The organism is Streptomyces sp. NPDC002176 (genome assembly GCF_044903645.1).
Lineage (GTDB): Bacteria > Actinomycetota > Actinomycetes > Streptomycetales > Streptomycetaceae > Streptomyces.
Map to the genome: position 1 here is coordinate 49,455 of NZ_JBJDQW010000006.1, position 23,419 is coordinate 72,873.

28 protein-coding genes are annotated in these 23,419 nt (G+C 73.0%); 19 read left to right on the forward strand and 9 right to left on the reverse strand.

Annotation, left to right across the window (positions count from 1 at the left end):
* Positions 1-16 precede the first annotated feature (16 nt).
* Positions 17-484 (forward strand): Lrp/AsnC family transcriptional regulator, encoded by a 468-nt coding sequence (locus ACI2LY_RS25810; protein WP_404709228.1) that lies wholly within the window; start codon positions 17-19, stop codon positions 482-484.
* Here the strand turns inward: ACI2LY_RS25810 and dtd are convergent.
* Positions 481-906: a D-aminoacyl-tRNA deacylase gene (dtd, locus tag ACI2LY_RS25815; protein ID WP_399570547.1), complete on the reverse strand. Its 426-nt coding sequence runs from the start codon at positions 904-906 to the stop codon at positions 481-483. The genes ACI2LY_RS25810 and dtd overlap by 4 nt on opposite strands.
* 160 nt (positions 907-1,066) lie before the next feature.
* On the opposite strand from dtd, the gene ACI2LY_RS25820 reads away from it, so the two are divergent.
* The 7 genes from ACI2LY_RS25820 to ACI2LY_RS25850 all read left to right on the forward strand — a co-directional run bounded on the left by ACI2LY_RS25820 (position 1,067) and on the right by ACI2LY_RS25850 (position 7,724).
* Positions 1,067-1,654, forward strand: a complete 588-nt coding sequence (locus ACI2LY_RS25820) for an aerial mycelium formation protein (RefSeq protein WP_404709229.1) — start codon at positions 1,067-1,069, stop codon at positions 1,652-1,654.
* A 62-nt stretch (positions 1,655-1,716) separates the two neighbouring features.
* Positions 1,717-2,955, forward strand: a complete 1,239-nt coding sequence (locus ACI2LY_RS25825; protein ID WP_404709230.1) for a GNAT family N-acetyltransferase — start codon at positions 1,717-1,719, stop codon at positions 2,953-2,955.
* Between the two features lie 333 nt (positions 2,956-3,288).
* Positions 3,289-4,197, forward strand: coding sequence for a winged helix-turn-helix domain-containing protein (locus tag ACI2LY_RS25830; RefSeq protein WP_404709231.1), 909 nt, complete (start codon positions 3,289-3,291; stop codon positions 4,195-4,197).
* An 88-nt stretch (positions 4,198-4,285) separates the two neighbouring features.
* Positions 4,286-5,164, forward strand: a complete 879-nt coding sequence (locus ACI2LY_RS25835) for a GntR family transcriptional regulator (protein ID WP_404709559.1) — start codon at positions 4,286-4,288, stop codon at positions 5,162-5,164.
* Positions 5,164-5,928, forward strand: a complete 765-nt coding sequence (locus ACI2LY_RS25840) for an HAD family hydrolase (protein WP_404709232.1) — start codon at positions 5,164-5,166, stop codon at positions 5,926-5,928. Before ACI2LY_RS25835 ends, ACI2LY_RS25840 begins: the two co-directional genes overlap by 1 nt.
* 138 nt (positions 5,929-6,066) lie before the next feature.
* Positions 6,067-7,140: a phosphotransferase family protein gene (locus tag ACI2LY_RS25845; protein ID WP_404709233.1), complete on the forward strand. Its 1,074-nt coding sequence runs from the start codon at positions 6,067-6,069 to the stop codon at positions 7,138-7,140.
* A gap of 89 nt (positions 7,141-7,229) precedes the next feature.
* Positions 7,230-7,724, forward strand: coding sequence for a hypothetical protein (locus ACI2LY_RS25850; RefSeq protein ID WP_404709234.1), 495 nt, complete (start codon positions 7,230-7,232; stop codon positions 7,722-7,724).
* Positions 7,725-7,730: 6 nt separating this feature from the next.
* On the opposite strand, the gene ACI2LY_RS25855 is transcribed toward ACI2LY_RS25850, so the two are convergent.
* Positions 7,731-8,768 carry an aldo/keto reductase gene (locus ACI2LY_RS25855; protein WP_404709235.1) on the reverse strand — a complete coding sequence of 346 codons (1,038 nt, stop codon included), beginning with the start codon at positions 8,766-8,768 and terminating at the stop codon, positions 7,731-7,733.
* Positions 8,769-8,941: 173 nt separating this feature from the next.
* On the opposite strand from ACI2LY_RS25855, the gene ACI2LY_RS25860 reads away from it, so the two are divergent.
* Genes ACI2LY_RS25860 through ACI2LY_RS25870 form a run of 3 tightly spaced genes read left to right on the forward strand, consistent with a single transcriptional unit; the run spans position 8,942 to position 10,504 of the window.
* Positions 8,942-9,517 carry a TetR/AcrR family transcriptional regulator gene (locus ACI2LY_RS25860; protein WP_389005276.1) on the forward strand — a complete coding sequence of 192 codons (576 nt, stop codon included), beginning with the start codon at positions 8,942-8,944 and terminating at the stop codon, positions 9,515-9,517.
* Entirely contained in the window at positions 9,514-10,104 is a 591-nt protein-coding gene (locus ACI2LY_RS25865) for a hypothetical protein (RefSeq protein ID WP_404709236.1), read from the forward strand. Before ACI2LY_RS25860 ends, ACI2LY_RS25865 begins: the two co-directional genes overlap by 4 nt.
* The gene (locus ACI2LY_RS25870) at positions 10,091-10,504 is read left to right on the forward strand and encodes a hypothetical protein (RefSeq protein WP_404709237.1); all 414 of its coding nucleotides are present in this window, start codon (positions 10,091-10,093) and stop codon (positions 10,502-10,504) included. Before ACI2LY_RS25865 ends, ACI2LY_RS25870 begins: the two co-directional genes overlap by 14 nt.
* Here ACI2LY_RS25870 and ACI2LY_RS25875 read toward each other — a convergent pair.
* Positions 10,494-11,396: an NADP-dependent oxidoreductase gene (locus tag ACI2LY_RS25875; protein WP_404709238.1), complete on the reverse strand. Its 903-nt coding sequence runs from the start codon at positions 11,394-11,396 to the stop codon at positions 10,494-10,496. The two genes, ACI2LY_RS25870 and ACI2LY_RS25875, sit on opposite strands and share 11 nt — an antisense overlap.
* Before the next feature lie 52 nt (positions 11,397-11,448).
* On the opposite strand from ACI2LY_RS25875, the gene ACI2LY_RS25880 reads away from it, so the two are divergent.
* On the forward strand, positions 11,449-11,832 hold the full coding sequence (locus ACI2LY_RS25880) for a MerR family transcriptional regulator (RefSeq protein ID WP_404709239.1): 384 nt from the start codon (positions 11,449-11,451) through the stop codon (positions 11,830-11,832).
* A 38-nt stretch (positions 11,833-11,870) separates the two neighbouring features.
* Here ACI2LY_RS25880 and ACI2LY_RS25885 read toward each other — a convergent pair whose 3' ends face one another.
* Positions 11,871-12,743, reverse strand: coding sequence for a GNAT family N-acetyltransferase (locus ACI2LY_RS25885; RefSeq protein WP_404709240.1), 873 nt, complete (start codon positions 12,741-12,743; stop codon positions 11,871-11,873).
* A gap of 98 nt (positions 12,744-12,841) precedes the next feature.
* Here ACI2LY_RS25885 and ACI2LY_RS25890 point away from each other — a divergent pair, with 98 nt between their 5' ends.
* Positions 12,842-13,858: a hypothetical protein gene (locus ACI2LY_RS25890; RefSeq protein ID WP_404709241.1), complete on the forward strand. Its 1,017-nt coding sequence runs from the start codon at positions 12,842-12,844 to the stop codon at positions 13,856-13,858.
* A 10-nt stretch (positions 13,859-13,868) separates the two neighbouring features.
* On the opposite strand, the gene ACI2LY_RS25895 is transcribed toward ACI2LY_RS25890, so the two are convergent.
* Positions 13,869-14,606, reverse strand: coding sequence for a dienelactone hydrolase family protein (locus ACI2LY_RS25895; RefSeq protein WP_404709242.1), 738 nt, complete (start codon positions 14,604-14,606; stop codon positions 13,869-13,871).
* Between the two features lie 226 nt (positions 14,607-14,832).
* On the reverse strand, positions 14,833-15,234 hold the full coding sequence (locus ACI2LY_RS25900) for a hypothetical protein (RefSeq protein WP_404709243.1): 402 nt from the start codon (positions 15,232-15,234) through the stop codon (positions 14,833-14,835).
* Between the two features lie 69 nt (positions 15,235-15,303).
* Between ACI2LY_RS25900 and ACI2LY_RS25905 the strand changes: the two genes are divergently transcribed.
* The 4 genes from ACI2LY_RS25905 (at position 15,304) to ACI2LY_RS25920 (ending at position 17,616) form a co-directional block, all read left to right on the forward strand.
* Entirely contained in the window at positions 15,304-15,897 is a 594-nt protein-coding gene (locus ACI2LY_RS25905; protein ID WP_404709244.1) for a TetR/AcrR family transcriptional regulator, read from the forward strand.
* 81 nt (positions 15,898-15,978) lie between these two features.
* Positions 15,979-16,428 (forward strand): helix-turn-helix domain-containing protein, encoded by a 450-nt coding sequence (locus ACI2LY_RS25910; protein ID WP_404709245.1) that lies wholly within the window; start codon positions 15,979-15,981, stop codon positions 16,426-16,428.
* Between the two features lie 77 nt (positions 16,429-16,505).
* Complete coding sequence (locus ACI2LY_RS25915) at positions 16,506-17,141, forward strand: hypothetical protein (protein WP_404709246.1); 636 nt, start codon at positions 16,506-16,508, stop codon at positions 17,139-17,141.
* Positions 17,142-17,256: 115 nt separating this feature from the next.
* Positions 17,257-17,616 (forward strand): DUF2516 family protein, encoded by a 360-nt coding sequence (locus tag ACI2LY_RS25920; RefSeq protein WP_393595328.1) that lies wholly within the window; start codon positions 17,257-17,259, stop codon positions 17,614-17,616.
* Positions 17,617-17,668: 52 nt separating this feature from the next.
* On the opposite strand, the gene ACI2LY_RS25925 is transcribed toward ACI2LY_RS25920, so the two are convergent.
* The 3 genes from ACI2LY_RS25925 to ACI2LY_RS25935 form a co-directional block, all read right to left on the reverse strand.
* A complete protein-coding gene (locus ACI2LY_RS25925) occupies positions 17,669-18,961 on the reverse strand; it encodes a PP2C family protein-serine/threonine phosphatase (RefSeq protein ID WP_389005251.1) in 1,293 nt (430 codons plus the stop codon).
* A gap of 255 nt (positions 18,962-19,216) precedes the next feature.
* On the reverse strand, positions 19,217-20,359 hold the full coding sequence (locus ACI2LY_RS25930) for an NlpC/P60 family protein (RefSeq protein WP_404709247.1): 1,143 nt from the start codon (positions 20,357-20,359) through the stop codon (positions 19,217-19,219).
* A gap of 241 nt (positions 20,360-20,600) precedes the next feature.
* The gene (locus ACI2LY_RS25935; protein WP_404709248.1) at positions 20,601-21,407 is read right to left on the reverse strand and encodes a class I SAM-dependent methyltransferase; all 807 of its coding nucleotides are present in this window, start codon (positions 21,405-21,407) and stop codon (positions 20,601-20,603) included.
* 177 nt (positions 21,408-21,584) lie between these two features.
* Between ACI2LY_RS25935 and mshA the strand changes: the two genes are divergently transcribed.
* The gene (gene mshA, locus ACI2LY_RS25940; protein ID WP_404709249.1) at positions 21,585-22,922 is read left to right on the forward strand and encodes a D-inositol-3-phosphate glycosyltransferase; all 1,338 of its coding nucleotides are present in this window, start codon (positions 21,585-21,587) and stop codon (positions 22,920-22,922) included.
* On the forward strand, positions 22,915-23,418 hold the full coding sequence (locus ACI2LY_RS25945; protein WP_404709250.1) for a YbjN domain-containing protein: 504 nt from the start codon (positions 22,915-22,917) through the stop codon (positions 23,416-23,418). Before mshA ends, ACI2LY_RS25945 begins: the two co-directional genes overlap by 8 nt.
* The last annotated feature ends 1 nt before the right edge of the window (position 23,419 follow it).

The following is a 23,419-nucleotide window of genomic DNA, read 5'->3' on the forward strand; positions in this document are numbered from 1 at the left end:
GTGGTATCTCTCGGCCATGGCCGCCGATTCCCTCGACCCCACCGACATACGCATCCTGAGCGCCCTCCAGCGCAACGGGCGGGCCAGTTATGCCGAGTTGGCCCGCACCGTCGCCATGTCACCGAGCGCGGTGACGGAACGGGTGCGGCGGCTGGAGGAGAGCGGGGCCCTCACCGGCTACACGGCAGCGGTCAGCCCGGAGGCGCTCGGCCTGGACATCCTGGCCTTCGTCCGGCTGCGCTACCCCACCGGCAACTACAAGCCGTTCCACGACCTGCTGGACACCACTCCCGAGGTGGTGGAGGCGCACCATGTGACGGGCGAGGACTGCTTCGTGCTGAAGGTCGTCGCCCGCTCGATGCGCGACCTGGAGCGCGTCACGGGCCGCATCTCGGGGCTGGGAGCCGTCACCACCAGCGTCGTGTACTCCAGCCCGCTGCCGGGACGTCCGGTGACGGCGGTGCTGGCACAGGGGCCCGGCTAGACCTCGACCAGGATCGTGAAGGGGCCGTCGTTCACGAGCGACACGCGCATCTGGGCGCCGAAGCGGCCCGTGGCGACCGTGGCACCGAGGGCGCGGAGCTGGGCGACGACCTCGTCCACCAGGGGCTCGGCGACCGGGCCGGGGGCGGCCGCGTTCCAGGTGGGGCGGCGGCCCTTGCGGGCGTCGCCGTAGAGGGTGAACTGGCTGATGACCAGCAGCGGGGCGTCGATGTCGCTGCATGATCTCTCGTCGGACAGCATCCGCACCGACCAGAGTTTGCGGGCCAGTTGGGCCGCCTTCTCCTTGGTGTCCTCGTGGGTCACGCCGACGAGGACGCACAGGCCCTCGCCCTCGATCGCGCCCACCGTCTCGCCGTCCACGACGACGCTCGCGCCGTCCACCCGTTGCACCACCGCACGCATACGCCCCATCATGCCGTGCGCCGGGCGCGCGCCCGTCCAGGGGGCCCGCAACCGATCAATACCGCCCATCCAGGGCCGTTCGGGGGCAGTCGGTCACATAGCGGCCACCGGGGGTGGCACGATGCTTCCACACGCCGGTCGAGGGGACGGTCCACCGCACATGAGCACACCGAGCACCAGTGGTCCGGTCACACATAGGCCGCCCGCACAGCGCGCTGACAGCCCGCCGAGCCCGCCACTCGATGAACCCGCCCCTTCCGTTCTCGCGCCGCTGAGCCTGCCCGAACTGCGCGCCCTGCGCCGGGACGCCCAGCGCGACGAGGCCGACCTGAGCTATGTCCGGCGGCTGCTCCAGGGCCGGATCGACATCCTGCGCGCCGAGCTGACCCGGCGCGGCGGGGCCCGGCTGCCGGTGCCGGTGGACGGGTCCGTGGTGGAGCGGCTGTCGGAGATCCTCGCCGACGGCCCGGCCCGCCACCGCTCCTCCGCCCGCCACGTCACGCTGGGCACCCCGTACAGCGAGGAGTACGGCAAGCTCGCGGCGGAGATGCTCGCCGAGGTCGAGCTGTCCGACCTGACCGCCCGCACGGACACCGAACTGGGGGACGCGATGGGCCGGTTGACCCAGTATGAGCAGGAGATCTCGCACCGCCGCCAGGGCCTCCAGCGCACCGCCGACGACTGCGGGGGCGAGATCGCGCGCCGGTACCGGGCGGGCGAGGCGCAGGTGGACGACCTGCTGGCCTGAGCGGGCCCGGCGCGCGCGAAATGCGCGCGACACGTGCCGGGTCCCCCGCCTACCGTGGCCCCATGATCGACGTACGCCCCGTGGCCGAGGACGAGTTCGACAACTGGCACCGCGCCCTGGACACCGGTTTCCTCCAGGACCCGGTGCTCACCCCGGAGCAGCGCGCGGCGAGGCTCCGGCAGTTCGAGCCGGGCCGCCTGCTCGGCGCCTTCGACGGCGGCCGCTGCGTGGGCACCTTCCGCTCCTTCGCGCAGGAGGTCACCGCGGTCGGCGGCGCGTACGTCCCGTCGAACGCGATCTCCAACGTCACGGTCTCCCCGACGCACCGCCGCCGCGGTCTGCTCACCCGGATGATGCGCGAGGACCTGGCGGCCGCCCGGGAGCGCGGGGACGTGGTCGCCACGCTGATCGCCGCCGAGTACCCGATCTACGGTCATCACGGCTTCGGCCCCGCCACCTGGGCGACCAACTGGACCGTGGACGTGGGTCGTTCGGGGCTCGACCCGCGCTGGGCGGGTCCGGCGGACGGTGCCCGGATCGACCTGGTGGACGGCGCCGAGGTGCGCGCGCTGGGCCCGAAGCTGTCCGAGCGGGTGCGCGCGGTGATGCCGGGCGCGATCGGGCGGGACGAGCTGTGGTGGGACGCCCGTACCGGGGTGGCCCGCTTCGGCCGGGACTGGACCGAGCCGTTCTACGCGGTGTACCGCTCCGCCTCCGGCGAGGTCGAGGGCCTGGTGGCGTACCGCTGCGAGGCCAAGTGGGAGGGGCAGCAGCCGGAGAACGCGGCCAAGGTGGACTGGCTGACGGCCGCGACCCCGGCGGCCGAGGCCGCGCTGTGGCGCTACCTGTGCTCGATCGACTGGATCGTCCACGTCAAGAGCGGCTGGCGGGCCCCGGACTCCCTGCTGCCCTTCCTGCTGCCCGACGTGCGCGCGGCCCGCGTCGAGACGCACACGGACTGGCTGTGGCTGCGGCTGCTGGACGTACAGCGGGCGCTGGAGGCGCGGACCTACGAGCGGTCCGGGTCGCTGGTGCTCGAGGTGCTGGACGAGGACGGCACGGCGGGCGGGCGGTACCGGCTGGAGGTGTCGCCCGAGGGGGCCTCGTGCACCCCGGCGGGCGGCGCGTCCGCCGAGCTGACGCTGCCGGTGGCCGAGCTGGCCACGGTGTGGCTCGGGGACGGCTCGCTGACCCGGCTGGCGGCGCTCGGCCGGGTCCAGGAGGAGCGGGAGGGCGCCGCCCGGGTGGCCGACGCCCTGTTCCGCACGTCCGGGCGGCCTTGGTGCCCGGACTCCTTCTGACCGCGCGCGGCGGTCGCTGCCGGTTCCCTTCTGCCGTGCCGGCGGCCGCTCATCCGTAGCGTGCCGTGCTGACGTGCCGGTGTTCGGTTGTGGCTGTGCTGGCGTTGTTCGGTTGTGGCTGTGCGGGTGTTCAGTTGTGACTGTGCGCTCCCGTGGCCGCCCCCTGCCGGGCTCCCGGCTCCCCTCCGGAGGGGAACCCGGTCGGCCAACCGCCGGAATGTTCGACCATGTCGGCCGAGTTGGCAGCCAACTTCACTTAACTTATCTCCGCGTGGAAGCGGCTCATAACCACCTTCCCGCGAACTGCCGCAAGATGGCGGGAAGTTGTAGCCTTTGTCCGTGGACCCGGAACACGTCTCCGCCACTGGACGGAAGAGGTCACCACGGTCACGGCAGTCACGCGTCACACCTCGCGTGGTGGCCGACACCCTGCGCACCCGGATCGACTCCGGTGTGCTGCGTCCCGGCGAGCGGCTGCCCACCCAGGCGGAGCTGGCCGAGGAGTTCGGGGTCGAGCGCGGCACGGTCCGCGAGGCGCTGCGCCTGCTGCGGGTGGAGCGGCTGCTCGCCGGATCGTCGCAGGGCAGCCCGGCCACGGTGGCCGTCCGGCCCGGCGCGGTCGGCCCGGCCGCCCCGCCGCAGCCCACCATGGCGGGGCTCGCGCCCCGCGTCGCGGCCGCCTTCGCGGTCCCGCACGTCCAGATCGACGCCCTCTGCCTGACCTCCGTCTCGCTCACCCTGGCCATCGGCGAACCGCTCCGCCAGATCCACGCGGGACGGCTGGAACCGGCCAAGATCGACGTACGGCTGCTGCTGCCGAGCCGCGACATCACGCTTGCCTTCCCCGCCCCGGTGGACGCCGCCGACACCGACCTGCTGCACCGGCGCTGGCTGGCCCAGCGCAACGCCCAGGGCCAGGTGCTGCGGCACAACCTGCTGGCGCTGCGCACCACGCACGGCATCGACGTCCGGGTCCGCTTCCGGGCGCTGCCCTTCACCCCGCCGGTCAAGCTGTATCTGCTCAACGGCACGGAGGCGCTGTTCGCCTACTACACCCTGGCCCGGCGGGAGCGGGACATCGGGCCGGAGCACCTGGCGCTGTACGACGCCGAGGGCACCCGGTCGATGCTGTTCGCCTTCGCGCGGGGGGCAGGGGCGCGGGACGCCGGGTTCGTGGCGCAGTCCCGGCTGTGGTTCGACGCGCTGTGGGAGACGATCAGCTCGGAGCTGGTGCTGAGTTAGACCAAGTCGACACCGGTTGGACCGACTTGGCAGCCATCTTCAAACAAGGTGGCGACAACTGCCCGTAGATGGAGCGAGGTTGTACCGTTTGGTCGTGACCCAGGAGAACGTGGCAGTGAACGGCAGACGGTTCACCGCCCAGGAGATCGCCGACGCCCTGCGCGCGCGCATCCGCGCCGGTGAGCTCAGGGCGGGCGAGCGGCTGCCCACCCAGGCCGAGCTGGCCGAGGAGTTCGGCGTGGAGCGCGGCGCGGTCCGCCAGGCGCTGCGGGCGCTGCACGAGGAGGGGCTGCTCAGCGGGGTCACCAAGGGCAGCCCGCCGCGCGTCGCGGAGCCCGCCCCCGCGCAGGACGGCCCGCAGCCCACGATGGTCGCCCTCGCCCCCCGGCTCGCCGAGGCGTTCACCGCGTCCCACGTCCGGGTCGACGCCGTGTGCCTGACCGCCCAGAGCCTGATCCCCGCCCTCGGCGAGCCGCTGCGCCGCATCCACGAGGGCCGGGTCCGCCCCGAGCGCATCGACGTACGCGTCCTGCTGCCCTCGCGCGACATCAGCCTCGCCTTCCCCGTCCCGGTGGACCCGGAGGGCGACGACGCCGACCCGGTGCACCGGCGCTGGCTGGCGATGCGCAACGCCCAGGGGCAGGTCCTGCAGTACAACCTCAACGCCCTGCGCGCCACGCACGACATCGACGTCCATGTCGCCTTCCGCGCCCTGCCGTTCACCCCGCCGGTCAAGCTGTACCTGCTCAACGGCGCGGAGGCGCTGTACGCGTACTACATGGTCACCCGGCGCGAGGAGCCCACCGACACCGGCACCCTGGAGATGTTCGACACCCTCGGCTCGGAGTCCATGCTGTTCTCCTTCGAGAAGCGGTCGGGCAGGCGCGACGCCTCCTTCGTGGAACAGTCCCAGAAGTGGTTCGACGCCCTCTGGGAAACCATCACCACGGACCTGACACTCTCCTAGTGACTTCTGAGACGACGGAGACGGCACCGGACGAACCGGTGGCGACCGAAACGGTTGAGAAGAAGACCGCCTACGAGACCGAGAAGCTTCGGGAACTGATCGGCGCGCGGGTCGTGCTCTGGGACTTCGACGGGCCGATCTGCCGCCTCTTCGCCCGGCACCGCGCCGAGCGGGTCGCGGCCGGGCTGGTGGAGTGGCTGGCCGGGCGCGGGCTGCACGGCCTGCTCAGCGAGGACGAGCGGGACACGCTGGACCCCCAGGTGGTGCTGCGCGCGGTGGACCGCCGTCATCCCGGCAGCGACCTCGTGACCGAGCTGGAGGAACGCCTCACCCAGGACGAGCTGCTGGCCGCCGCCTCCGCCCTGCCGACCGCGTACGCCGACCCGCTGATCCGGACCTGGACCGCGGTGGGCTCCCGCCTGGCCGTGACCACCAACAACTCCCCCCGGGTGGTCCGCGCCTACCTCGCGGGCCGGGGCCTGACCGGCTGCTTCGCCCCGCACATCTACGGCCGCACCGCCGAGCTGCGCCACCTCAAGCCCGACCCGCACTGCCTGGAGCGGGCCCTCGCCGCCCTGGGCGCCGCCCCCGGCTCCGCGCTGATGATCGGGGACTCGCCCTCCGACCTGGTCGCCGCCGACCGGGCCGGGGTGCGCTTCCTCGGCTACGCGGGCGGCGAGCAGCGCGCCAAACAGCTGCGCGCCTCGGGCGCCGAGACGGTCCTCACCTCGCTGGAACCCCTGCTCCTCGCCCTGCGGGGGTAGTGGACGGGCACGCGTGTGCGCCGGGTCGCCGGTACGGGGGAACCGGGGCGGAGTCGTGGGGCCGGGACCCGCTCGCGAGGCGGTAGCGTGCTGCCACTTCCGCCCCCTTCGGCAGGGCGCACGGCGAGAGAACGGGCCATGTCCCCCGAAACGGTTTCGATTGCTCGGCAGCACGCGGCCGAGGTGAGCGGCGACGACAAGGTGGTCGAGGGGCCGCTCCACGGCTACCACCACGAGACGTACGTCTTCCCGCTGGCCGGGGAGGCCGCGCGGCTCCATCCGGGGCGGTGGAAGTGCCGGGAGCCCAGGGACGGGCTGCTCTGGTTCGACCGGCGCTGCTTCGCCTCGGAGGAGCGGCTGCTCACCGCACTGGGCGACCGGCTGCCGCGCGTCCCCGGTCTGGTGGAGGTCGGCGGGCTGCGCCTGATGCGGTTCATCGAGGGCACCACCCTCGGCGCGCGCCACCCCTCGGGCAGCGAGGTGCCGGAAGCGCTGTGCCGCCAGCTCACCGAACTGTTCGGGAAGCTGGCGGCGATCGGCCCGGACGACGTCACGGCGGAGCGGCGCTGCGCCGCCGAGGACCGCCCCGCGGACGGCGACAGCGACGGCTTCCTGGAACGGCTCGTCCACTTCACCGAGCACCGGGTCTACCGCCGCAACCTCGACCGCTTCGAGTCGCTCTTCGCCGAACTCGGCCTGACCGAGACCTCGTTCACCCGGCTTCGGGCCCATGTGCACGGCCTGGCCAGGCGCCCGTACTGCCTGCTCCACGCCGATCTGCACCGGGAGAACTTCATCGTGGACCCGGTGGACCGGCTGTGGACCATCGACTGGGAGCTGGCCATGGTCGGCGACCCGCTCTACGACCTCGCCACCCATCTGCACCTCATGCGCTACCCCGCCCCGCAGGCCCGCGAGATGGCCGCCCGCTGGCACACCGCGGTCCGCGCGTTGCGCCCCGGCAGCGTGCGCGGCTGGGCCGACGACCTGCCGCCGCTGCTCGGCTACAAGCGCGCGCAGTCCGTCTTCACCGACGTCATCCGCTCCGCCCTCGCCCTGGAGGCCCCCGACCCGCCCCCGCTGCTGCCGCTGGCCGCGAAGCTGCGCGAGATCCTGGCGCGGGGCGCGCGTCCGCTGGGCGTGACCGACGTGCCGGACGCGGGGCGGGTGGCGGTGGCCCTGAGCCGCTGGCACCGGGCCCAGGGGGACTGAGCGGCTGGCACCGGGCCCAGGGGAACTGAGCGCCGGGCGCGGGCCGCTTTCCTGGCCGGAGGCGGACGGATGCCCGATGCTGAGGGGTGATGCTGCTCTTCCTCGACATCGACGGCCCGCTCATCCCCTTCGGCGCCCCCGACGCCGCGTACCAGGTGTTCGAGCGGGGGGCCGGTGTGCCGCCGGGCGGGGGAGAGCATCCGCTGCTCGGACGGGTCGATCCGGGGCTCGGGGCGCGGCTGACGGCGCTGGGGTGTGAGCTGGTGTGGGCGTCGACCTGGATGGACGACGCCAACGCGGTGCTCGCGCCCTGGCTGGGCCTGCCGCCGCTGCCGGTGGTGCCCTGGCCGGACGAGGACGAGCCGCCCGCGCTGATCCACTGGAAGACGCGCCCGCTGGTCGAGTTCGCGGCGGGCCGCCCGTTCGTCTGGATCGACGACGAGATCACCGAGGCCGACCGGGCGTACGTCGCCGTCCACCACCGGGCCCCGGCCCTGCTGCACCGCGTGGACCACGACTACGGGCTGACCGAGGCGGATTTCAGCACCCTGCGGGAGTGGCTGGGCAGGCACCCGCCGGACTGACGGCGCTCAGGCTGCCGACCGCTCCCCGGCCCACCGGCGCCGCAGGTGCGGCTCGGTGATCGCGGGCGGGGCGTACTCCATGTCGAGGGCGCCGACATCCGTGCCGGGCGGGACCACCGCGTCGATGCGGTCCAGGATCTCGTCGCTCAGGGTGACCTTGTCGCCCGCGAGCAGATCGTCCAGCTGCTCCATCGTGCGCGGGCCGATGATCGCGGAGGTGACGCCGGGGTGGCTGATCACGAAGGCCAGCGCCAGGTGGGTCAGCGAGACTCCGGCTTCCTCGGCGACCGGGATCAGCCGCTCCACGGTGTCCAGGCGCCGCTCGTCGCGCAGGTACCGGAAGCCGTAGGTGGAGCGGTGGGTGTCGGCGGGCCGGTCCTTGCGGTAGCGCCCGGTGAGCATGCCCCCGGCCAGTGGGCTGTAGATCAGCGTGCCCATCCCGTACCGCTCGCACACCGGCAGCACCTCGCGCTCGACACCCCGGTTGAGCAGCGAGTACGTCGGCTGTTCGGTGCGGAAGCGCTGGAGGCGGTGGTGTTCGGCGACCCACTGCGCCTCGACGATGTCGGAGGCGGGGTAGCTGGAGGTGCCGATCGCGCGGACCTTGCCCGCGCGCACCAGGTCGGTGAGGGCGGAGAGGGTCTCCTCGATGTCGGTGTCCGGGTCGGGGCGGTGGATCTGGTAGAGGTCGACATGGTCGGTGCCGAGCCTGCGCAGCGAGTCGTCCAGCGCCCGGGTCAGCCAACGCCGGGACGCGCCCTGCATGTTGGGGTCGGCGCCGTCGGCGTTCATGGGCAGCCGCGCCTTGGTGGCGAGCACGACGGAGTCCCGCCGCCCCTTGAGCGCCTTGCCGACGATGTCCTCCGACTCCCCGTACGAGTACATGTCGGCGGTGTCGATGAAGTTGATCCCGGCGTCCAGCGCCTTGTGGATCATGCGTACGGAGTCGTCGTGGTCGGGGTTGCCGACGGCGCCGAACATCATCGCGCCCAGGCAGTAGGGGCTGACCTTCATTCCGGTGCGGCCCAGCGTGCGGTACTTCATGAGTCTCCTCCCATCCGCGGTGGCCAGGGCCTGCCGCGGCGCGTTACGCTCACGAAAACGGAACGGTGTTCCGGGAGCAACGATACGGAACGCTGTTCCGGTTAGCAAGCGGAGGTCTGGCGTGAGTGGAGGACTGGCATGAGGTGGGGGTCCGGCATGAGTGGGGAGTCGGCATGACCGACGCCGAGCCGTCCCGCCCCCGGCTGCGGGCCGACGCGCGCCGCAGCATCGACACGCTGCTCACGGCCGCCGCCGAGGTCTTCGCCGAGTCCGGCGTGGACGCGCCCGTACGGCAGATCACCGCCCGCGCAGGCGTCGGCGCGGGCACCCTCTACCGGCACTTCCCGCAGCGCTCCGACCTGATCGCCGCCGTCTTCCGGCACGAGGTCGACGCCTGCGCCGACGCCGCGCCCGCGCTCGCCGCCGACCAGGACCCCGTCGAGGCCCTGCGCCTGTGGCTCCTCCGCTTCACCCACTTCATCGCCACCAAGCGCGGCCTCAGCGCCGCCCTGCACTCCGGCGACCCGGCGTACGACAGCCTCCCCGCCTACTTCCAGCTCCGCCTGGTACCGGCCCTGGAGGCGCTGGTCGGCGCTGCCGCCAAGACCGGCGAGATCCGCACCGACATCGACCCCGAGGACCTCCTCCGAGCCGTCGCCAACCTGACCCTCCCGGCCCAGGACGACGACGGGCACACGGGGCGGATGGTGGGGCTGCTGCTGGACGGGCTGCGGTACGGGGCGTCATGACCACGGAGTACCGACGGGCACTCCGGGACCGGCATCTCGCCGCGCCCGTGGTGTCGGCGCCGTCGCCGTGGCGGCCGGTGGGGGAGGGGCTCATCCCGGTGGGCGGGCTGCTCGGCATCGGGTTCGCCGTGCACCCGGATACCGGGCACGACCTGGTGATGGTGGTGTCCAGCAGCGGGCACGGCCTCATCGACGCGGTCACCGGCGAGCGGCTCGCCCGTGACCACGACCCGGACCCCGAGACGGACACCCCCGACCTGTCACCCGACCTCAGCTGCCCCGGCCTCGGCCCGGTCGCGGGTACCCCGGTCCGCATCGCGGGCCTCTTCGGCGGCGGCCTGCACGGCGACTCGGGCACGGGCTGGACCGTGTGCGTGGTCAGCCCGGACTGGCCCCATCACCGCGTCGTCCTCTCCGCAGACGGCGGCATCAACACCGGCCCGCACGGCGGGACTTGGTGGCACATCTTCCACTCCACGTACTCCGAGTTCCGCACCGCGGGCTTCTCCCCGACGGGCCGGACCCTCGCGGTCGCCACGAGCAGCGACCTGGCGCTGTGGACCGGGGGCGGGCGTGGGCGTGACTGAGGGGCGGCTCGACGCGGAGTGGCTGCGGGCCTGGTGCGAGCGGGGAGGGGGCACCGTCGTCCGGGCGACGGACGCGAGCCACCGGGCGACAGCCGCCCTCGTGGACCTCACCCCGATCCCGTCGGACCTGACCACCCTGTACTGGGTGCTGGCCGAGGCCCGCCTCCCCGACGGCCGCTCCGTCCACCCGCCCGCGACCGTCGCCGCCCTCTTCCGCGAGCACGGCGAGATCGACATCCCGGGCGAGCAACCGGCCCTGCTCTTCGCCACGACAGCCGAGGGCCACGCCTGCGCCCTGTCCTCCTCCGGCCGCGTGTGGCAGGCCACGAGCCCTTCTACGACAGGCCAGTTCGACCTGCTGGCGAGCAGCCTCCGGGACTTCCTGGAGATCAGAAGGTGATCAGGACCTTGCCCAGCAGACCCCTCGCCTCGAAGCGCTCGTGTGCGGCGCGGATGTCGGTGAAGGGGTGCCGCTCGGCGATACGGAGCCGCAGCTCACCCGCGTCGACCAACGTGGCCAAGTACGCGAGGTCGGCCGTGTTCTCCTGGACGTAGCTCTTGCGGGCGCCCGGTACGGCGGGCAGGGGTTCGTCGGAGATGGAGACGTAACGGCCACCGTGCGCGAGGGCGTGGGACGCGTCGACGCCCGCGGTGTCGAGGACGACGTGGTACTGGGCGGAGGGCAGGTCGGCTGGCTGGTGCCACACTCGTTCGGCGCCCAACTCGACTGCCGCTGAACGGTGTTCCGGTCGGGAGACGAGCGCGTCGACCCGCGCGCCGGTGTGCCGGGCGAGTTGTACGGCCAGGGCGCCCACCCCGCCGACGGCGCCGGTGACCAAAACCCGTTCACCTGGGGCCGGTTCGGCCGCCCGCAGTGCCTGCAGCGCGGTCGTCCCGGCCAGCGGAAGCGCCGCGGCGTCCTCCAGCGGCAGGCTCGTAGGCGCTGATGCGAGCAAATGGGCGGGCAAAGCCACCAGTTCGGCCCAGGTCCCGCGCCCCGTGGCGATCTGCGCGGACATGGCGATCACCTCGTCCCCCACCCGGTGTGCGGGGACCTCCCCCGCGACCACCCGCCCTGCGAGATCCCAGCCGAGCGTGGCGGGCGGCGGCGGCCCCACCTCCCACGCACGGGTCTTCCAGTCCACCGGATTGAGGCTGCTGGCGGCGACGGCGATGAGGACTTCGCCGTCGGCGAGGGCGGGTCGGGGGATCTCGCGCACGGTCAGCACCTCGGGTCCGCCGTGGCGGTCGATCTGTACGGCGCGCGTGGTCATGGGGAGGTTCTCGCTCATGCCCGGAAGCTAAACTCTCACATCAATGTGAGAGTCAAGGGAGGAACGACACGTGCGCATTGGTGAGTTGGCCCGCCGGACCGGCGTCCATGAACGGCTGCTGCGCTACTACGAGGAGCAGGACCTCCTCCACCCGGACCGCCTCCCCAGCGGCTACCGCGTGTACCGCGAGGCGGACGTCCACGCGGTGGCCCGCATCCGCGCCCTTCTCGCCGCCGGGCTGAACACCGCGACCATCGCCGCGATCCTGCCGTGTCTGCGCGAGGAGGCGGACCGCCTGGTGCCGACCTGCCCCGACCTCCTCCAGCACCTCCACGACGAACGCGCCCGCATCACCCAGGCCATCCAGGCCCTCCAGACCTCCCGCGCGGCCCTGACCCACGTGATCGAGGCGGCCCCACCGGAGGTCGCGGAGGAACTGACCCGACGGGCGTAAGGGCGCGCCGCAAGCGGTGAGCGGGTTTCCGTGCGGCGTCAGTCCGGCATCGCGGACGTGAAGCCGTACCCCGACCAGTCGGAGAGCGCCTCGTAGCCGAGGCGTTGGTACAGGGCGTTGCTGGTGGGGTTGGACTGGTCGGCGAAGAGGACGACCTCCTGGGCGCCCGTGGCCAGTGCGGCCCGGCTGACCGCGGTGCTGACGGCAGCCGCGTAGCCGTGGCCGCGCAGGTGGGCCGGGGTGTAGACGATGTCCACCTGGACCTGGCCGCCGATCAGCGGGTTCATGCCCGCGATGGAGACGGGGGTGCCGTCCGGGGTCTCCCAGAGGGTGTAGGTCTTGTCGGCGTAGCGGGTGCTCGCCCAGGAGTCGGCGTCGACGGTGACGTCCTCCCCGACGGCCTTGGCGAACTCGCCGCACCAGAAGACGGCTTCGCCGAGATCCCGCTCGCCGAGGACGCGGGCCCGGCCCGTCGGATGGGGCTTAGGCGGGGTGAGGGTGCCGAGTCGGTACAGGCGGACCCGGACGTCGCGGAGCTTCGGTGTCGCGCCGGTGTGGCGCTGCCATGCCTCGGCGAAGGCGGTGGCGGTGTCGTGGTCCGCGCCGACGGAGGCCGGGGTGTGTCCGAGACCGGCCAGGCGGGCGGCGAGGGTGTCGGCCTGCTCGGGCGAGAGCGGGGAGAGGCCCAGGGTGCGGGGCGGGAGATGGTAGAAGGTGCCGCTGACCTCGCCGTTCTCCTCCAGTACCCCGAACACGGGCACCCGCGCGAACGCCCCCGCCCCGCGCACCCGTACCCGCTCGGCCCACGTCAGCTGCATCACGTGCGCCGCGGGCCGCGAGCGCAGGAACCCTCCGGCCCGGGTGAGGAAGTCGTCCACGTCTTCGGTGAGGTACCAGTCGCTTGACCGCATGCCCCATGCTTCCGCACGCGGGGGAGGGGGCGGGCGGTTTTACGCCAGGCTCCGGCGTCCCGGCGCCGTACGGAAGGGCGGCCGTAGACTCGCGCGCCATGGAAACGATCTTCGAGCTGGGCGAGATCAGCTGTCCCTCCGGGACCCTGGTCGTCATCGACGGCGGGCATCTGGGGCTGTGGAGCGGGGAACGGTCGCCGGTGGAGATCGACCCCGTACTGCTCGGCGTCGACGACGCGGAGATGGCCGAAGAAGTGCGGAACTCGGTCGACTTCGCCGTGGTCGGCCCGGACGCCTCGGCCGCCGCCCGGAGCTTCGACCGGCAGCCGGGTGCCCTGCTCCACGACATCCCGGCGTCACAAGTACCGCAGTTCAGGCGGCTGTTCGCTGAGCACTGCCAAGTCGGCGGTCTGGATGCCCGCTTGGAGCCGCTGCCCAGCCGTGAACCACACGCCCACCGCGCCCGCCGTACCGCGGCCGAGGGCGGCGGGAGCTTCCTGATGTTCGGGGTGCCCGTCGTCGCGGTGGGCGGGCTGCCCCGTGACCGCGCACTGCCGGTACTGGCCACCCGGACCGGGAGCGAGCCGAGCTGGACGGAGCTGACGGTCCGCACGAGCGAGGCCCCGGCCGTCCGCTCCGTACCGCTCGGCCACGTCGGCGTCGACTGGGCCCGCCTGCTCTTCGGCGACGTCGACGCCCTGAACGCCTGGCAGCACGACGAGCCGGTGGACGGCCTGGCCGACGTCGCCTTCTGGGGCGCCGCCGCGGACGAGGCAGCGGCGGCGTTCGCCGCCCCCGAGCTGGGCGAACCGGGCGAACCCGGGGTCCGTGGCTGGGCCGGACTGCCCGTGGCGAAGGCCATGGACAAGGCCCGCGCGATGCGGACCTGGGCCCAGGAGCCCGGCCGCCGCCTGATGGTGGACTTCCGCCCCCACTCCCACCACTGGCAGATCATGCGCGCCCTCCGCGCCTCGGAACTCGACTCCGGCACCCTCGACCTCGGCCCGGCCCGCCTGCTCTGCGCCATGACGACGTGCGGCGACGGCTACTTCCCGGTGTCGGCGGACCTGGACGCGGCGGGGGGCGTGGTCGCGGTGCGGGTGAGGTTCGCGTAGCCGCCCCGGCCTACCTGGATGCCTTCAGGGTGCGGTTCAGCAGGGGGAGCAGGCGCTCCCAGTGGCGCTGCAGCCCGGCGGCGCTGAACGCGTCGGTGTCGGACATGGTGAAGCCGTGGGTGGTGCCGGGGTAGATCTCGGAGGTGTGATCGACACCTGCCGCGTCCAGGGCCTGGTTGAGCACGCCGAGAGCCTCAGGTGTCAGGTCGCCCTCGGCGTGGCCGAGATGGACCCGAGCGGTGAGCTTGGCGAAGAGGCCGGTCCCGTCGACCCCCACGGGGCCGTGGAACGCGGCGACGGCCGCCACCCGGTCCGGGTGGGCCGCGGCGGTGCGCATCGCGTAGAGGCCGCCTATGCAGTAGCCGGTCACCGCGACCGGACCGGCGCCGGCCTCGGGCTGGGCGGTGAGGAACCAGAGGTAGGCGTCGGCGTCGCTGAGGACACGCTCGGCGGTGTGCGCCTCGATCAGGGGCATCAACTGGGCGAAGACCGCGGGCCGGACCTCTTCGCCGATGTGCTCGGGAAGCTCGATCAGCGGTGCCGGACCGTGCCGGTAGAAGGAGTTGGGGACGAGCACGTAGTAGCCGTGCCCGGCCAGCTCGCGGGCCATCTCCCGCAGCACGGGCCGGATGCCGAAGCCGTCCGCGTACATCAGCACCCCGGGGTGCCGCCCGTCGCGGTCGGGGAAGGCGGCGAAGGCGTCGGCGTGGCCGTCCGCGGTGGGAATCTTCAACGTCTTGGTGGGCATGGGTTCTCCTGTCGTGGTCGATGCGCAGAGCTCTGTGATCGACACGACGGAGGCGGAGCCCGCGCGGCAGCGCGGCAGCCCCGGTCGAACAGCGGACCCGAACCGGCCCGTACGGCGCTCAGGAGAGCACCGGGTCACCGATCCGTGTGTGGCGCGAGGCCGTCCCGGTATGCATGGCCGCACAGCGTAGCCCACGGGAGGTGAGCCGACGGGTCGGTCGTCGCGCTCAACCCGCCGTGGTCCGGACCGGCTTGGCGGTGATCAGCAGTGCGGCGAACACGAGGGGGGCGACCGTCTGGTACCCGATCCAGATCTCGCCCCCGGCGCTGCCGCCCTGCCACGCGATGAGGGCGCCGATGAGTGCCGTCAGCACCCAGCCGGTGTCGTAGGCGATCATGAGCCGGGTGTACGTGCGCATCGACCGGCTGCGGGTGTAGCCGATCTCGACGACGCCGCCGATCAGCAGGGCCACGCCCGCGACGGCCAGCAGCCAGGTCGGGGTGCCGAGCAGTCGGCCGAGCGGGGCGGCGGCCGCCATGGAGGCGACGGCGAGCACCACCTTGAAGGCGCCATCGGCGATGGCCCCCACGGTCTGGCGGGTCACCCGCGGTGCCACGGCCTGGGCCATGAGTGGTCCTCCTCGAAGCTCGTCCTGCCAATTCCGTAACGAGATTATGGCAATAATCAAACTATGAGAATGACGAGAGCGGAAGCCAAGGAGCGCAATCGACGCGCCCTGTTGGACGCCGCGTTCCAGGTTGTTTCCCGGGACGGCCACCAGGCCAGGCTCGACGAGGTCGCCGCACGCGCGGGCCTGACCACCGGTGCGGTCTACTCGCTGTTCGGCAGCAAGAACGGCCTGGTGCTGGCCCTCGTCACCGACTACCTGCGGCCGTACTACGAGGAGATCGAGCAGGCGGTTCCGGCCGAACTGGACCTGCTGGACGCGGTCGAAGCCTTCGCCCGGCACGCCCGCCGCAGCTGCGACGCCCCCGACGCCCGGGCCGTCCTCTCCCTCCAGATCACCGCGCTGGACATGGCCCTGCACGACCCCGACCTGGGAGCCCGGCTCGCGGCGTCCGTACGGTCGCAGGAGAACCAGCTGGCCGAGCTGTTCGCCGGACGGGCGCATGACGGCGGCGTGGTGACGCCCCACCAGGCCCGACGCCTGGTCACCGCCCTCCGCGCCCTCCTCGTCGGCCTCACCCAGGGCGTCACCCTCGCCCTCGCCCCGGAGGCGGACGAGCAGTACTTCGCGGACGCGGCACGGGCGCTGGCGGCAGGCTGGTGAAACCCTTCCGTCACGACCCCGGTACAACACTTTTGCAAGCGGGTGCTTGCAAAAGTTAGCGAGGGTGGGCATGGTGGAGGCATGGCATCGCTCAACGTCGGCAATCTCGGTGAGTATCTGCGCGAGCAGCGGCGCAACGCCCAACTGTCGCTGCGGCAGCTCGCCGACGCCGCCGGGGTGTCGAATCCGTACCTGAGCCAGATCGAGCGCGGGCTGCGCAAGCCCAGCGCGGAGGTGTTGCAGCAGGTCGCCAAGGCGCTGCGGATCTCCGCCGAGACGCTGTACGTCCGCGCGGGAATCCTCGACGCCGAGCGGGACCGGGACGAGGTGGAGACGCGTGCCGTCATCCTCGCCGACCCCTCGCTCGACGAACGGCAGAAGCAGGTCCTGCTCCAGATCTACGAGTCCTTCCGCAAGGAGAACGGACTCGGTGGCGAAGGCCCCGTACGACCCGAGGAGTCCGACGGTACGGAAGCGCAGCCCAGCGACACCCCCGGCAGTGATGCCGGTCCGCGGCGGACGGCCGGATGAAGCCGGACCAGGGCTCCGGCCACCGCACGCGGACCACACCTACCTCAGCCGAACGCGAATCCGGGAGGACCCTCACCATGGCCATCACCGACGACCTGCGCAAGACCCTCAGCGACCCGACTCCGCTCTACTTCGCCGCCGGTACCGCCGATCTCGCCATCCGGCAGGTCCGCAAGGTGCCCTCGCTGGTCGAGCAGCTGCGCGCCGAGGCCCCGGCGCAGATCGAGAAGGTGCGCGGCACCGACCCGAAGGTCGTGCAGGAGCGGGCCACCGCCCGCGCCAAGGAGGCGCAGGAGACCATCCAGACCAAGGTCAACGGGTTCATCGGCACCCTCGACGTCGACCTGAAGAAGGTCGGCGAGCAGGCCCAGGACCTCGCCCTGCGCGGCGTCGGCGTCGCCGCCGAGTACGCCGTCAAGGCGCGTGAGGCGTACGAGAAGGTCGCCGAGCACGGCGAGCAGGCCGTGCGGACCTGGCGCGGCGACGCCGCCGAGGAGATCGAGGACCTCGCCATCGCGGTCGAGGGCCAGCCCGAGCCGGGCGTCATCAAGGAGACCCCGAAGCCTGCCGCCGGTGCCGCCGGTCCGGCCGTCGCCAAGCCCGACCCGGCCGCCGCGAAGAAGCCCGTCGCGAAGAAGCCGACCCCGGCTCCGGCCCCGGCCGCCGCCCGCAAGGCTCCGCAGACGAAGAAGCCGACGCCTCCGGCCAAGTGACGGCGGACGGCGCAAGAAGTACGGGCCGGGCACCATCGGGGTGCCCGGCCCGTTCTCCGGGTAGCGTGACGGCAGCGAACCAGAAGGCCCCGAAAAGCAAGGAGCGGTGGGCAACATGCTGATGCTGGGCTTCGAGGGGTTCATGGGACTCCTGAAGATCGTCCTCATGGCGCTGGCCGCGTTCGGGCTGTTCGACGCCGCCATTCGGCGTGAGGACGCGTTCCGCGCGGCCGGTAAGCAGAACAAGATCTTCTGGCTGATCATCCTGGGCATCGCCCTCGTGGTCAGCTACCTCTTCTCGATCCTGTCCATCCTGCCGATCGCGGGCGCCGTCGCCAGCATCGTCTACCTCGTCGACGTCCGCCCCGCCGTCAAGGCGCTCACCGGCGGCAACCGAGGCGGCTGGGGCCGCGGCAAGGGCCGGGGCGGCAGCAGCAGCGACGGCCCGTACGGCCCGTACAACGGCGGCCGCTGAGGGCTCCGCCGGTTCAGCGGGACGGCGAACACCCGCCCCCTCGTGGCAGCCCCTACGCCACCCGGTCCAGCAGGACCACGGCCACGTCGTCCGTCAGTTCGTCGCCGTTCAGGTGGCGGACCTCGCTGACGGCGGCGCGGAGCAGTTCCTCGCCGCGCAGGCCCTCGGAGAGCTGGCGGTGGATCATGTCGACCATGCCGTCCTGGCCGAGCCGGGGGCCGCCGGGGGAGGTGCGGCCCTCGATCAGGCCGTCGGTGTAGAGCATGAGGCTCCACTCGGCGCCCAGCTCCACCTGGGTGCGGGGCCAGCGGGCGCCCGGGAGGAGGCCGAGGGCGGGGCCGTTGTTGTCGAAGGGGAGCAGCCGGGGGACCGGGGTCGCGCCGGGGCGGATCAGCAGCGGGGCGGGGTGCCCGGCCAGGCAGAGGCCCGCGCGGCGGCCGTCGGGGGCGATGTCCACCGTGCAGAGGGTCGCGAAGATCTCGTCGTCGGAGCGCTCGTGCTCCAGCACCTCCTGGAGCGTGCCCAGCAGATCGTCCCCGCACAGCCCGGCCAGGGTCAGCGCCCGCCAGGCGATGCGCAGCTCCACGCCGAGCGCGGCCTCGTCCGGGCCGTGGCCGCAGACGTCGCCGATCATGGCGTGCACGGTGCCGTCGGGGGTGCGGACGGCGTCGTAGAAGTCGCCGCCGAGCAGCGCGCGGGAGCGGCCGGGGCGGTAGCGCGCGGCGAACCGCAGCGCGGCGCCCTCCAGCAGTGGCGTCGGCAGCAGCCCGCGCTCCAGGCGCCGGTTCTCCTGTGCGCGCAGCCTGCCCTCCGCCAGCCGCCGCTCGGCGGTGTCGGAACGCTTGCGCTCCACGGCGTACCGGATGGCGCGGCTGAGCAGCCTGCTGTCCAGCTCGTCGCGGAAGAGGTAGTCCTGGGCGCCCACGCGCACGGCCTCGGCGCCGCGCTCGGCGTCGCCGGAGGCGGTCAGCGCGATCACGGCGTGCCGGGGTGCCAGCTCCAGCACCTGACGGAGCACGGCCAGCTCGTCGCCGTCCTCGGTGTCGGTACGGCCGGCGGCCGGGAGGGCGAGGTCGAGCAGGATGCACTGCACCTCGGGGGTGAGCAGCCGTCCGGCCTCGGTGAGGTTGCGGGCGGTACGCACGCGGATCGGCCGGCCGGCCGAGTCCCGCAGCTCGGGGACGAGCGCGCCGGACGGGTCGTCCTCGACGAGCAGCACGGTGAGCGCCACGCCGAGGGCGGCGGTGTCGCGGTGCGCCTCTTCGGTGAGGGCTACGGCCGAGACCTGCGCCGGACCGCACTCGGCGGCCGGGACTGCTCTCTGCCGCGGTACGGGTACGGGCATGTCCTGGTTTCCTTCCCTCCCCCCGAGGGCACGGCGGCGTCGAGGGTCCTCGGGCCGCCGACCGGTGACCCTAGCGGTACCGGCCGCCCGGACGGAATGGGGCGGACCGCGTCCGGAACGCGTAGACCGCTGTCATATGCCGTGCTCCGTACCGCAGTTGGGCGGCTCGGCGGGGGCCTCGGGATGACGAAGCTCACTTGGTTCCGCCCCGCCCGCGTGCCGTTGGTCACAGGGCGGGCCGGGGTGTGGCGCCGGTCACGCGTCCGGGCGTACGACCCCCAGGATCGGCATGGTGCCCGCGCCCGTGATGGTGACCGTACGGCCCGGTCGCGGGGCGTGGATTATCTTGCCGTCGCCCAGGTACATCCCGACGTGGGTGGCGTCGGCGAAGTAGATGACGAGGTCGCCGGGGCGCATCTCCGTCACGTCCACGTGCGGCAGCTGCCGCCACTGCTCCTGCGAGGTGCGCGGGATCGGGGTGCCCGCGTCGGCCCACGCCTGGGAGGTCAGGCCGGAGCAGTCGAAGGAGTCGGGGCCCTCGGCTCCCCAGACGTACGGCTTGCCGAGCTGGGCGGTGGCGAAGGCGACCGCCCTGGCCCCGGCGGAGGTGGCGGTGGCACTGCCGGACGCGCTGCCGATCGCGGCGTCGGCCTCCTTCTTCAGGACGCCGGTGTCCAGCCAGGCGGCCTGTGCCTTGCGGGCGGCCTGCCGCTCCAGCTCGGCCAGCCGCTCCTTCTCCTTCTTCTCCAGCCGGGATTCGAGCTTCTCGGCGTCCGCGATCCGCTCCTGGACCGTCTTCTGGGCGGCGGCCTTGTCCTTGCGGTCCTGCTCCAGCTTCGTCCAGCGGGCGGCCGCGTCGTCGGTGTCCCGCTTCAGCTGCCGCTCGACGCGATCGGTCTCGGCGATCAGCTTCTTGGTGGCCCGCGCGCCGTTCAGCAGGGTCCCGGCGCCGTCCGCGAAGCGCTCCGGGTTGTCGCTGAGCAGGAAGTGCGCCATGGGCGGCAGTCCGCTGTCCCGGTACTGGGCGCGGGCGGCGGCCCCCGCCTGGTTCTTCAGCTCGGCCAGCTTCGTACGGGCCGCGGCGGTCCGCTTCTCCAGCCGGGCGAGCTGGACGGACTGCTTCCGCGTCTTCTCCTCGGCCGCGTTGTAGGCGTCGGTGGCGACGGCCGCGTCGTGATACAGCCCGTCGAGCTGGGCGCGGACCTTCTCCAGTTCGGCGTCGGGAACCGGGGCCGGTGCGGGAGTGGGCGCCGGGGTCGCGCTCGCGGAGGGTGCCGCGGAGGGCTCGGCGGGTCCGGCCGGTACCGACGCGAACGCCGTGCCCGGCACCGCCAGTACGGTCACCGCGCAGACCACGGTCACGGCGGCGGCGAGCAGCCCGCGCTGGCCCCTACCCATAACAGTCCCCCCAAGCTGATTTACCGTCAGTAACTTACGGTCCGTCCGCAGGATCGTGCCACGATCCCGCGCGAAGTGACAGAGGTCGTACGAAGTCGTACTTCCCCGGCCCCCCACGCCACCCCGCGATCTTCCCGCGATACTTCCCGCGATCTTCCCGACCGTCTGACGAACCGGACCCGGAGATCGTTCCCCCCAGATCCCGAACTCCCCGCGATTCCCTCGAACAGGTGAACCAGCGTCAGCGGGGCGCCAACGCCTCCCAGGTCAGCGTCACTTCGCCCTGCCGCCAGCGCGCGGGGCCGTCCGTCACCGGCCAGTCGGCCGTGAGGTCCCGGACCGTGCGCAGCCAGCGCTGGCGGGCGCCGTAGGCGGCGTAGGGCGCGGCGGCGGCCCAGGCGCGGTCGAAGTCACGCAGGAAGGCGTGCACCGGCTCGCCCGGCACATTGCGGTGGATCAGCGCCTTCGGCAGCCGTTCGGCCAGGTCGGAGGGGCGCTCCAGCGAGCCGAGCCGGGTGGCGAAGGTCACCGTGCGCGGCCCCTCCGGGCCGAGCGCCACCCAGACGTGCCGCCGCCCGATCTCGTCGCAGGTGCCCTCCACCAGCAGCCCCCCGCGCGACCCCTCGCCCGCCGGGGCCAGCCGCGCGCACAGCCCCCGCCACACGGCGGCGACCTGCTCCTCGTCGTACTGGCGCAGCACATTGGCGGCCCGGATCAGCAGCGGGCGGCCGGGCACCGGGATCTCGAAACCGCCGTGCCGGAAGGCGAGCCCGTCGCGCTCGTACGGTTTCGCCGCCGCGACCCGCTCCGGTTCGATCTCGACGCCGACCACGCGCGCGTGCGGGGCGGCGGTGCGGAGCCTGCCGAGCAGTTCGACGGCGGTCCAGGGGGCCGCCCCGTAGCCGAGGTCGATGGCCAGCGGGTCGGCCGCGCGCCGCAGTTCGGCGCCGTGGGTGGCGGCGATCCAGCGGTCCATGCGGCGGAGCCGGTTGGGGTTGGTCGTCCCGCGCGTCACCGTGCCTACGGGGCGGGTCGTGCGGGGTGCCATGTCTATGAGGGTAAGCGGGCCCGGCGGTGACCTCCGGCCGAACGGTTGAGCGAATGGAGGTCATGATTGGGTAAAACCGCTTGATCGGGAAATGGGAACAACCCCCTCCGCTGTTGCACCCCTCGGAGGACTCGGACGGTCCTCCGGGCAGGCGTGCCGCAACGAGGAGGAAGCCCAGTGAGCCAGTACGTCAGCAGGCTCGGGCGCCGCTCCCCGGCGACGTCCCCGCGGCTGCGGCTGCACCGCAGGCCCCGCCGGGTCGCCATGCTCTCCGTGCACACCTCACCGCTCCACCAGCCCGGCACCGGCGACGCGGGCGGCATGAACGTCTACATCGTGGAGCTGGCCCAGCGGCTGGCCGCGATCAATATCGAGGTCGAGATCTTCACGCGGGCCACCGCCGGAGACCTCGCCCCCACCGTCCAGCTCGCCCCCGGCGTCCTCGTCCGGCACATCGACGCGGGCCCCTACGAGGGCCTGGCCAAGGAGGAGCTGCCCGCCCAGCTCTGCGCCTTCACCCACGGCGTGATGCAGGCATGGGCCGGTCACCGCCCCGGCTACTACGACCTCGTGCACTCCCACTACTGGCTCTCCGGCCACGTCGGCTGGCTCGCCGCCCAGCGCTGGGGCGTCCCGCTGGTGCACGCGATGCACACCATGGCCAAGGTCAAGAACGCCAGCCTGGCCACCGGCGACACCCCCGAGCCCGCCGCCCGCGTCATCGGCGAGACCCAGATCGTCTCCGCCGCCCGCCGCCTCATCGCCAACACCGCCGAGGAGGCCGCGGAGCTGGTCCGGCACTACGACGCCGACCCCGCCAAGGTCGCCGTCGTCCACCCCGGCGTCAACCTGGACCGCTTCCGCCCCTTTGACGGCCGCGCCGCCGCCCGCGCCCGCCTCGGCCTGCCGCAGGACGCGCTGATACCGCTCTTCGCGGGCCGCATACAGCCCCTCAAGGCCCCCGACGTGCTGCTGCGCGCCGTGGCCCATCTGCTGGACGAGCGCCCCGAGCTGCGCCGCCGGATCGTCGTACCCGTGGTCGGCGGGCCCAGCGGGAGCGGTCTCGCCAAGCCGGAGGGGCTGCAGAAGCTCGCCGCGCGGCTCGGTATCGCGGATGTCGTGCGGTTCCGGCCGCCGGTCGGGCAGGAGCAGCTCGCGGACTGGTTCCGGGCCGCGTCCGTGCTGGTCATGCCCTCCTACAACGAGTCCTTCGGGCTCGTCGCCATCGAGGCGCAGGCGGCCGGCACGCCGGTGCTCGCCGCCTCGGTCGGCGGCCTGCCGGTGGCCGTGCGCGACGGCGAGACCGGCTTCCTCGTCCAGGGCCACGACCCCGCCGACTACGCGCGCGTGCTGCGCCGCTTCGCCGACGACCCCGGCCTGCCCGACCGCATGGGCGCGGCCGCCGCCCGGCACGCCCTCGGCTTCGGCTGGGACGCCTCCGCCGCCGCCACCGCCGACGCGTACACGGCCGCCACCCAGTCCCACCGCCGTCGCGTACGCTCGCAGCATGGCTGACACCGAGGCGACGGAACGGGCCGCACGCACCGTCGAGGACGCGCTGAAGGACGCCGAGCTGGAGTGGGAGAACCCCGGACCGGGGTCCTACGTGGTCACCCTCCCCGGCACCGCCAAGCTCTCCACCACCGTCTCGCTGCTGGTGGGCCGCCACACCCTCTCCGTCAACGCCTTCGTGATCCGGCACCCCGACGAGAACGAGGCGGGCGTCCACCGCTGGCTGCTGGAGCGCAACCTCAAGCTGTACGGCGCGAGTTACGCGGTCGACACGCACGGCGACGTCTACGTCACCGCCCGCGTCCCGCTCGCCGCCGTCACCCCCGAGGAGATCGACCGCCTGCTCGGTCAGATCCTCGAAGCGGCCGACGGCGCCTTCAACACCCTGCTGGAACTGGGCTACGCCTCCGCGATCCGCCGCGAGCACGCCTGGCGCGTCTCACGCGGGGAGTCCACCCGCAACCTGGACGCGTTCGCGCATCTGCTGGACCGCGACTGAG

What these genes read in the sequence shown, in the direction of transcription:
- ACI2LY_RS25810 (WP_404709228.1), top strand. Translation starts at nt 17, where the DNA reads ATGGCCGCCGATTCCCTCGACCCCACCGACATACGCATCCTGAGCGCC.
- dtd (WP_399570547.1), bottom strand. Translation starts at nt 906, where the DNA reads ATGCGTGCGGTGGTGCAACGGGTGGACGGCGCGAGCGTCGTCGTGGAC.
- ACI2LY_RS25820 (WP_404709229.1), top strand. Translation starts at nt 1,067, where the DNA reads ATGAGCACACCGAGCACCAGTGGTCCGGTCACACATAGGCCGCCCGCA.
- ACI2LY_RS25825 (WP_404709230.1), top strand. Translation starts at nt 1,717, where the DNA reads ATGATCGACGTACGCCCCGTGGCCGAGGACGAGTTCGACAACTGGCAC.
- ACI2LY_RS25845 (WP_404709233.1), top strand. Translation starts at nt 6,067, where the DNA reads ATGTCCCCCGAAACGGTTTCGATTGCTCGGCAGCACGCGGCCGAGGTG.
- ACI2LY_RS25850 (WP_404709234.1), top strand. Translation starts at nt 7,230, where the DNA reads ATGCTGCTCTTCCTCGACATCGACGGCCCGCTCATCCCCTTCGGCGCC.
- ACI2LY_RS25855 (WP_404709235.1), bottom strand. Translation starts at nt 8,768, where the DNA reads ATGAAGTACCGCACGCTGGGCCGCACCGGAATGAAGGTCAGCCCCTAC.
- ACI2LY_RS25860 (WP_389005276.1), top strand. Translation starts at nt 8,942, where the DNA reads ATGACCGACGCCGAGCCGTCCCGCCCCCGGCTGCGGGCCGACGCGCGC.
- ACI2LY_RS25865 (WP_404709236.1), top strand. Translation starts at nt 9,514, where the DNA reads ATGACCACGGAGTACCGACGGGCACTCCGGGACCGGCATCTCGCCGCG.
- ACI2LY_RS25875 (WP_404709238.1), bottom strand. Translation starts at nt 11,396, where the DNA reads ATGAGCGAGAACCTCCCCATGACCACGCGCGCCGTACAGATCGACCGC.
- ACI2LY_RS25885 (WP_404709240.1), bottom strand. Translation starts at nt 12,743, where the DNA reads ATGCGGTCAAGCGACTGGTACCTCACCGAAGACGTGGACGACTTCCTC.
- ACI2LY_RS25890 (WP_404709241.1), top strand. Translation starts at nt 12,842, where the DNA reads ATGGAAACGATCTTCGAGCTGGGCGAGATCAGCTGTCCCTCCGGGACC.
- ACI2LY_RS25895 (WP_404709242.1), bottom strand. Translation starts at nt 14,606, where the DNA reads ATGCCCACCAAGACGTTGAAGATTCCCACCGCGGACGGCCACGCCGAC.
- ACI2LY_RS25900 (WP_404709243.1), bottom strand. Translation starts at nt 15,234, where the DNA reads ATGGCCCAGGCCGTGGCACCGCGGGTGACCCGCCAGACCGTGGGGGCC.
- ACI2LY_RS25905 (WP_404709244.1), top strand. Translation starts at nt 15,304, where the DNA reads ATGACGAGAGCGGAAGCCAAGGAGCGCAATCGACGCGCCCTGTTGGAC.
- ACI2LY_RS25910 (WP_404709245.1), top strand. Translation starts at nt 15,979, where the DNA reads ATGGCATCGCTCAACGTCGGCAATCTCGGTGAGTATCTGCGCGAGCAG.
- ACI2LY_RS25915 (WP_404709246.1), top strand. Translation starts at nt 16,506, where the DNA reads ATGGCCATCACCGACGACCTGCGCAAGACCCTCAGCGACCCGACTCCG.
- ACI2LY_RS25920 (WP_393595328.1), top strand. Translation starts at nt 17,257, where the DNA reads ATGCTGATGCTGGGCTTCGAGGGGTTCATGGGACTCCTGAAGATCGTC.
- ACI2LY_RS25925 (WP_389005251.1), bottom strand. Translation starts at nt 18,961, where the DNA reads ATGCCCGTACCCGTACCGCGGCAGAGAGCAGTCCCGGCCGCCGAGTGC.
- ACI2LY_RS25930 (WP_404709247.1), bottom strand. Translation starts at nt 20,359, where the DNA reads ATGGGTAGGGGCCAGCGCGGGCTGCTCGCCGCCGCCGTGACCGTGGTC.
- ACI2LY_RS25935 (WP_404709248.1), bottom strand. Translation starts at nt 21,407, where the DNA reads ATGGCACCCCGCACGACCCGCCCCGTAGGCACGGTGACGCGCGGGACG.
- ACI2LY_RS25945 (WP_404709250.1), top strand. Translation starts at nt 22,915, where the DNA reads ATGGCTGACACCGAGGCGACGGAACGGGCCGCACGCACCGTCGAGGAC.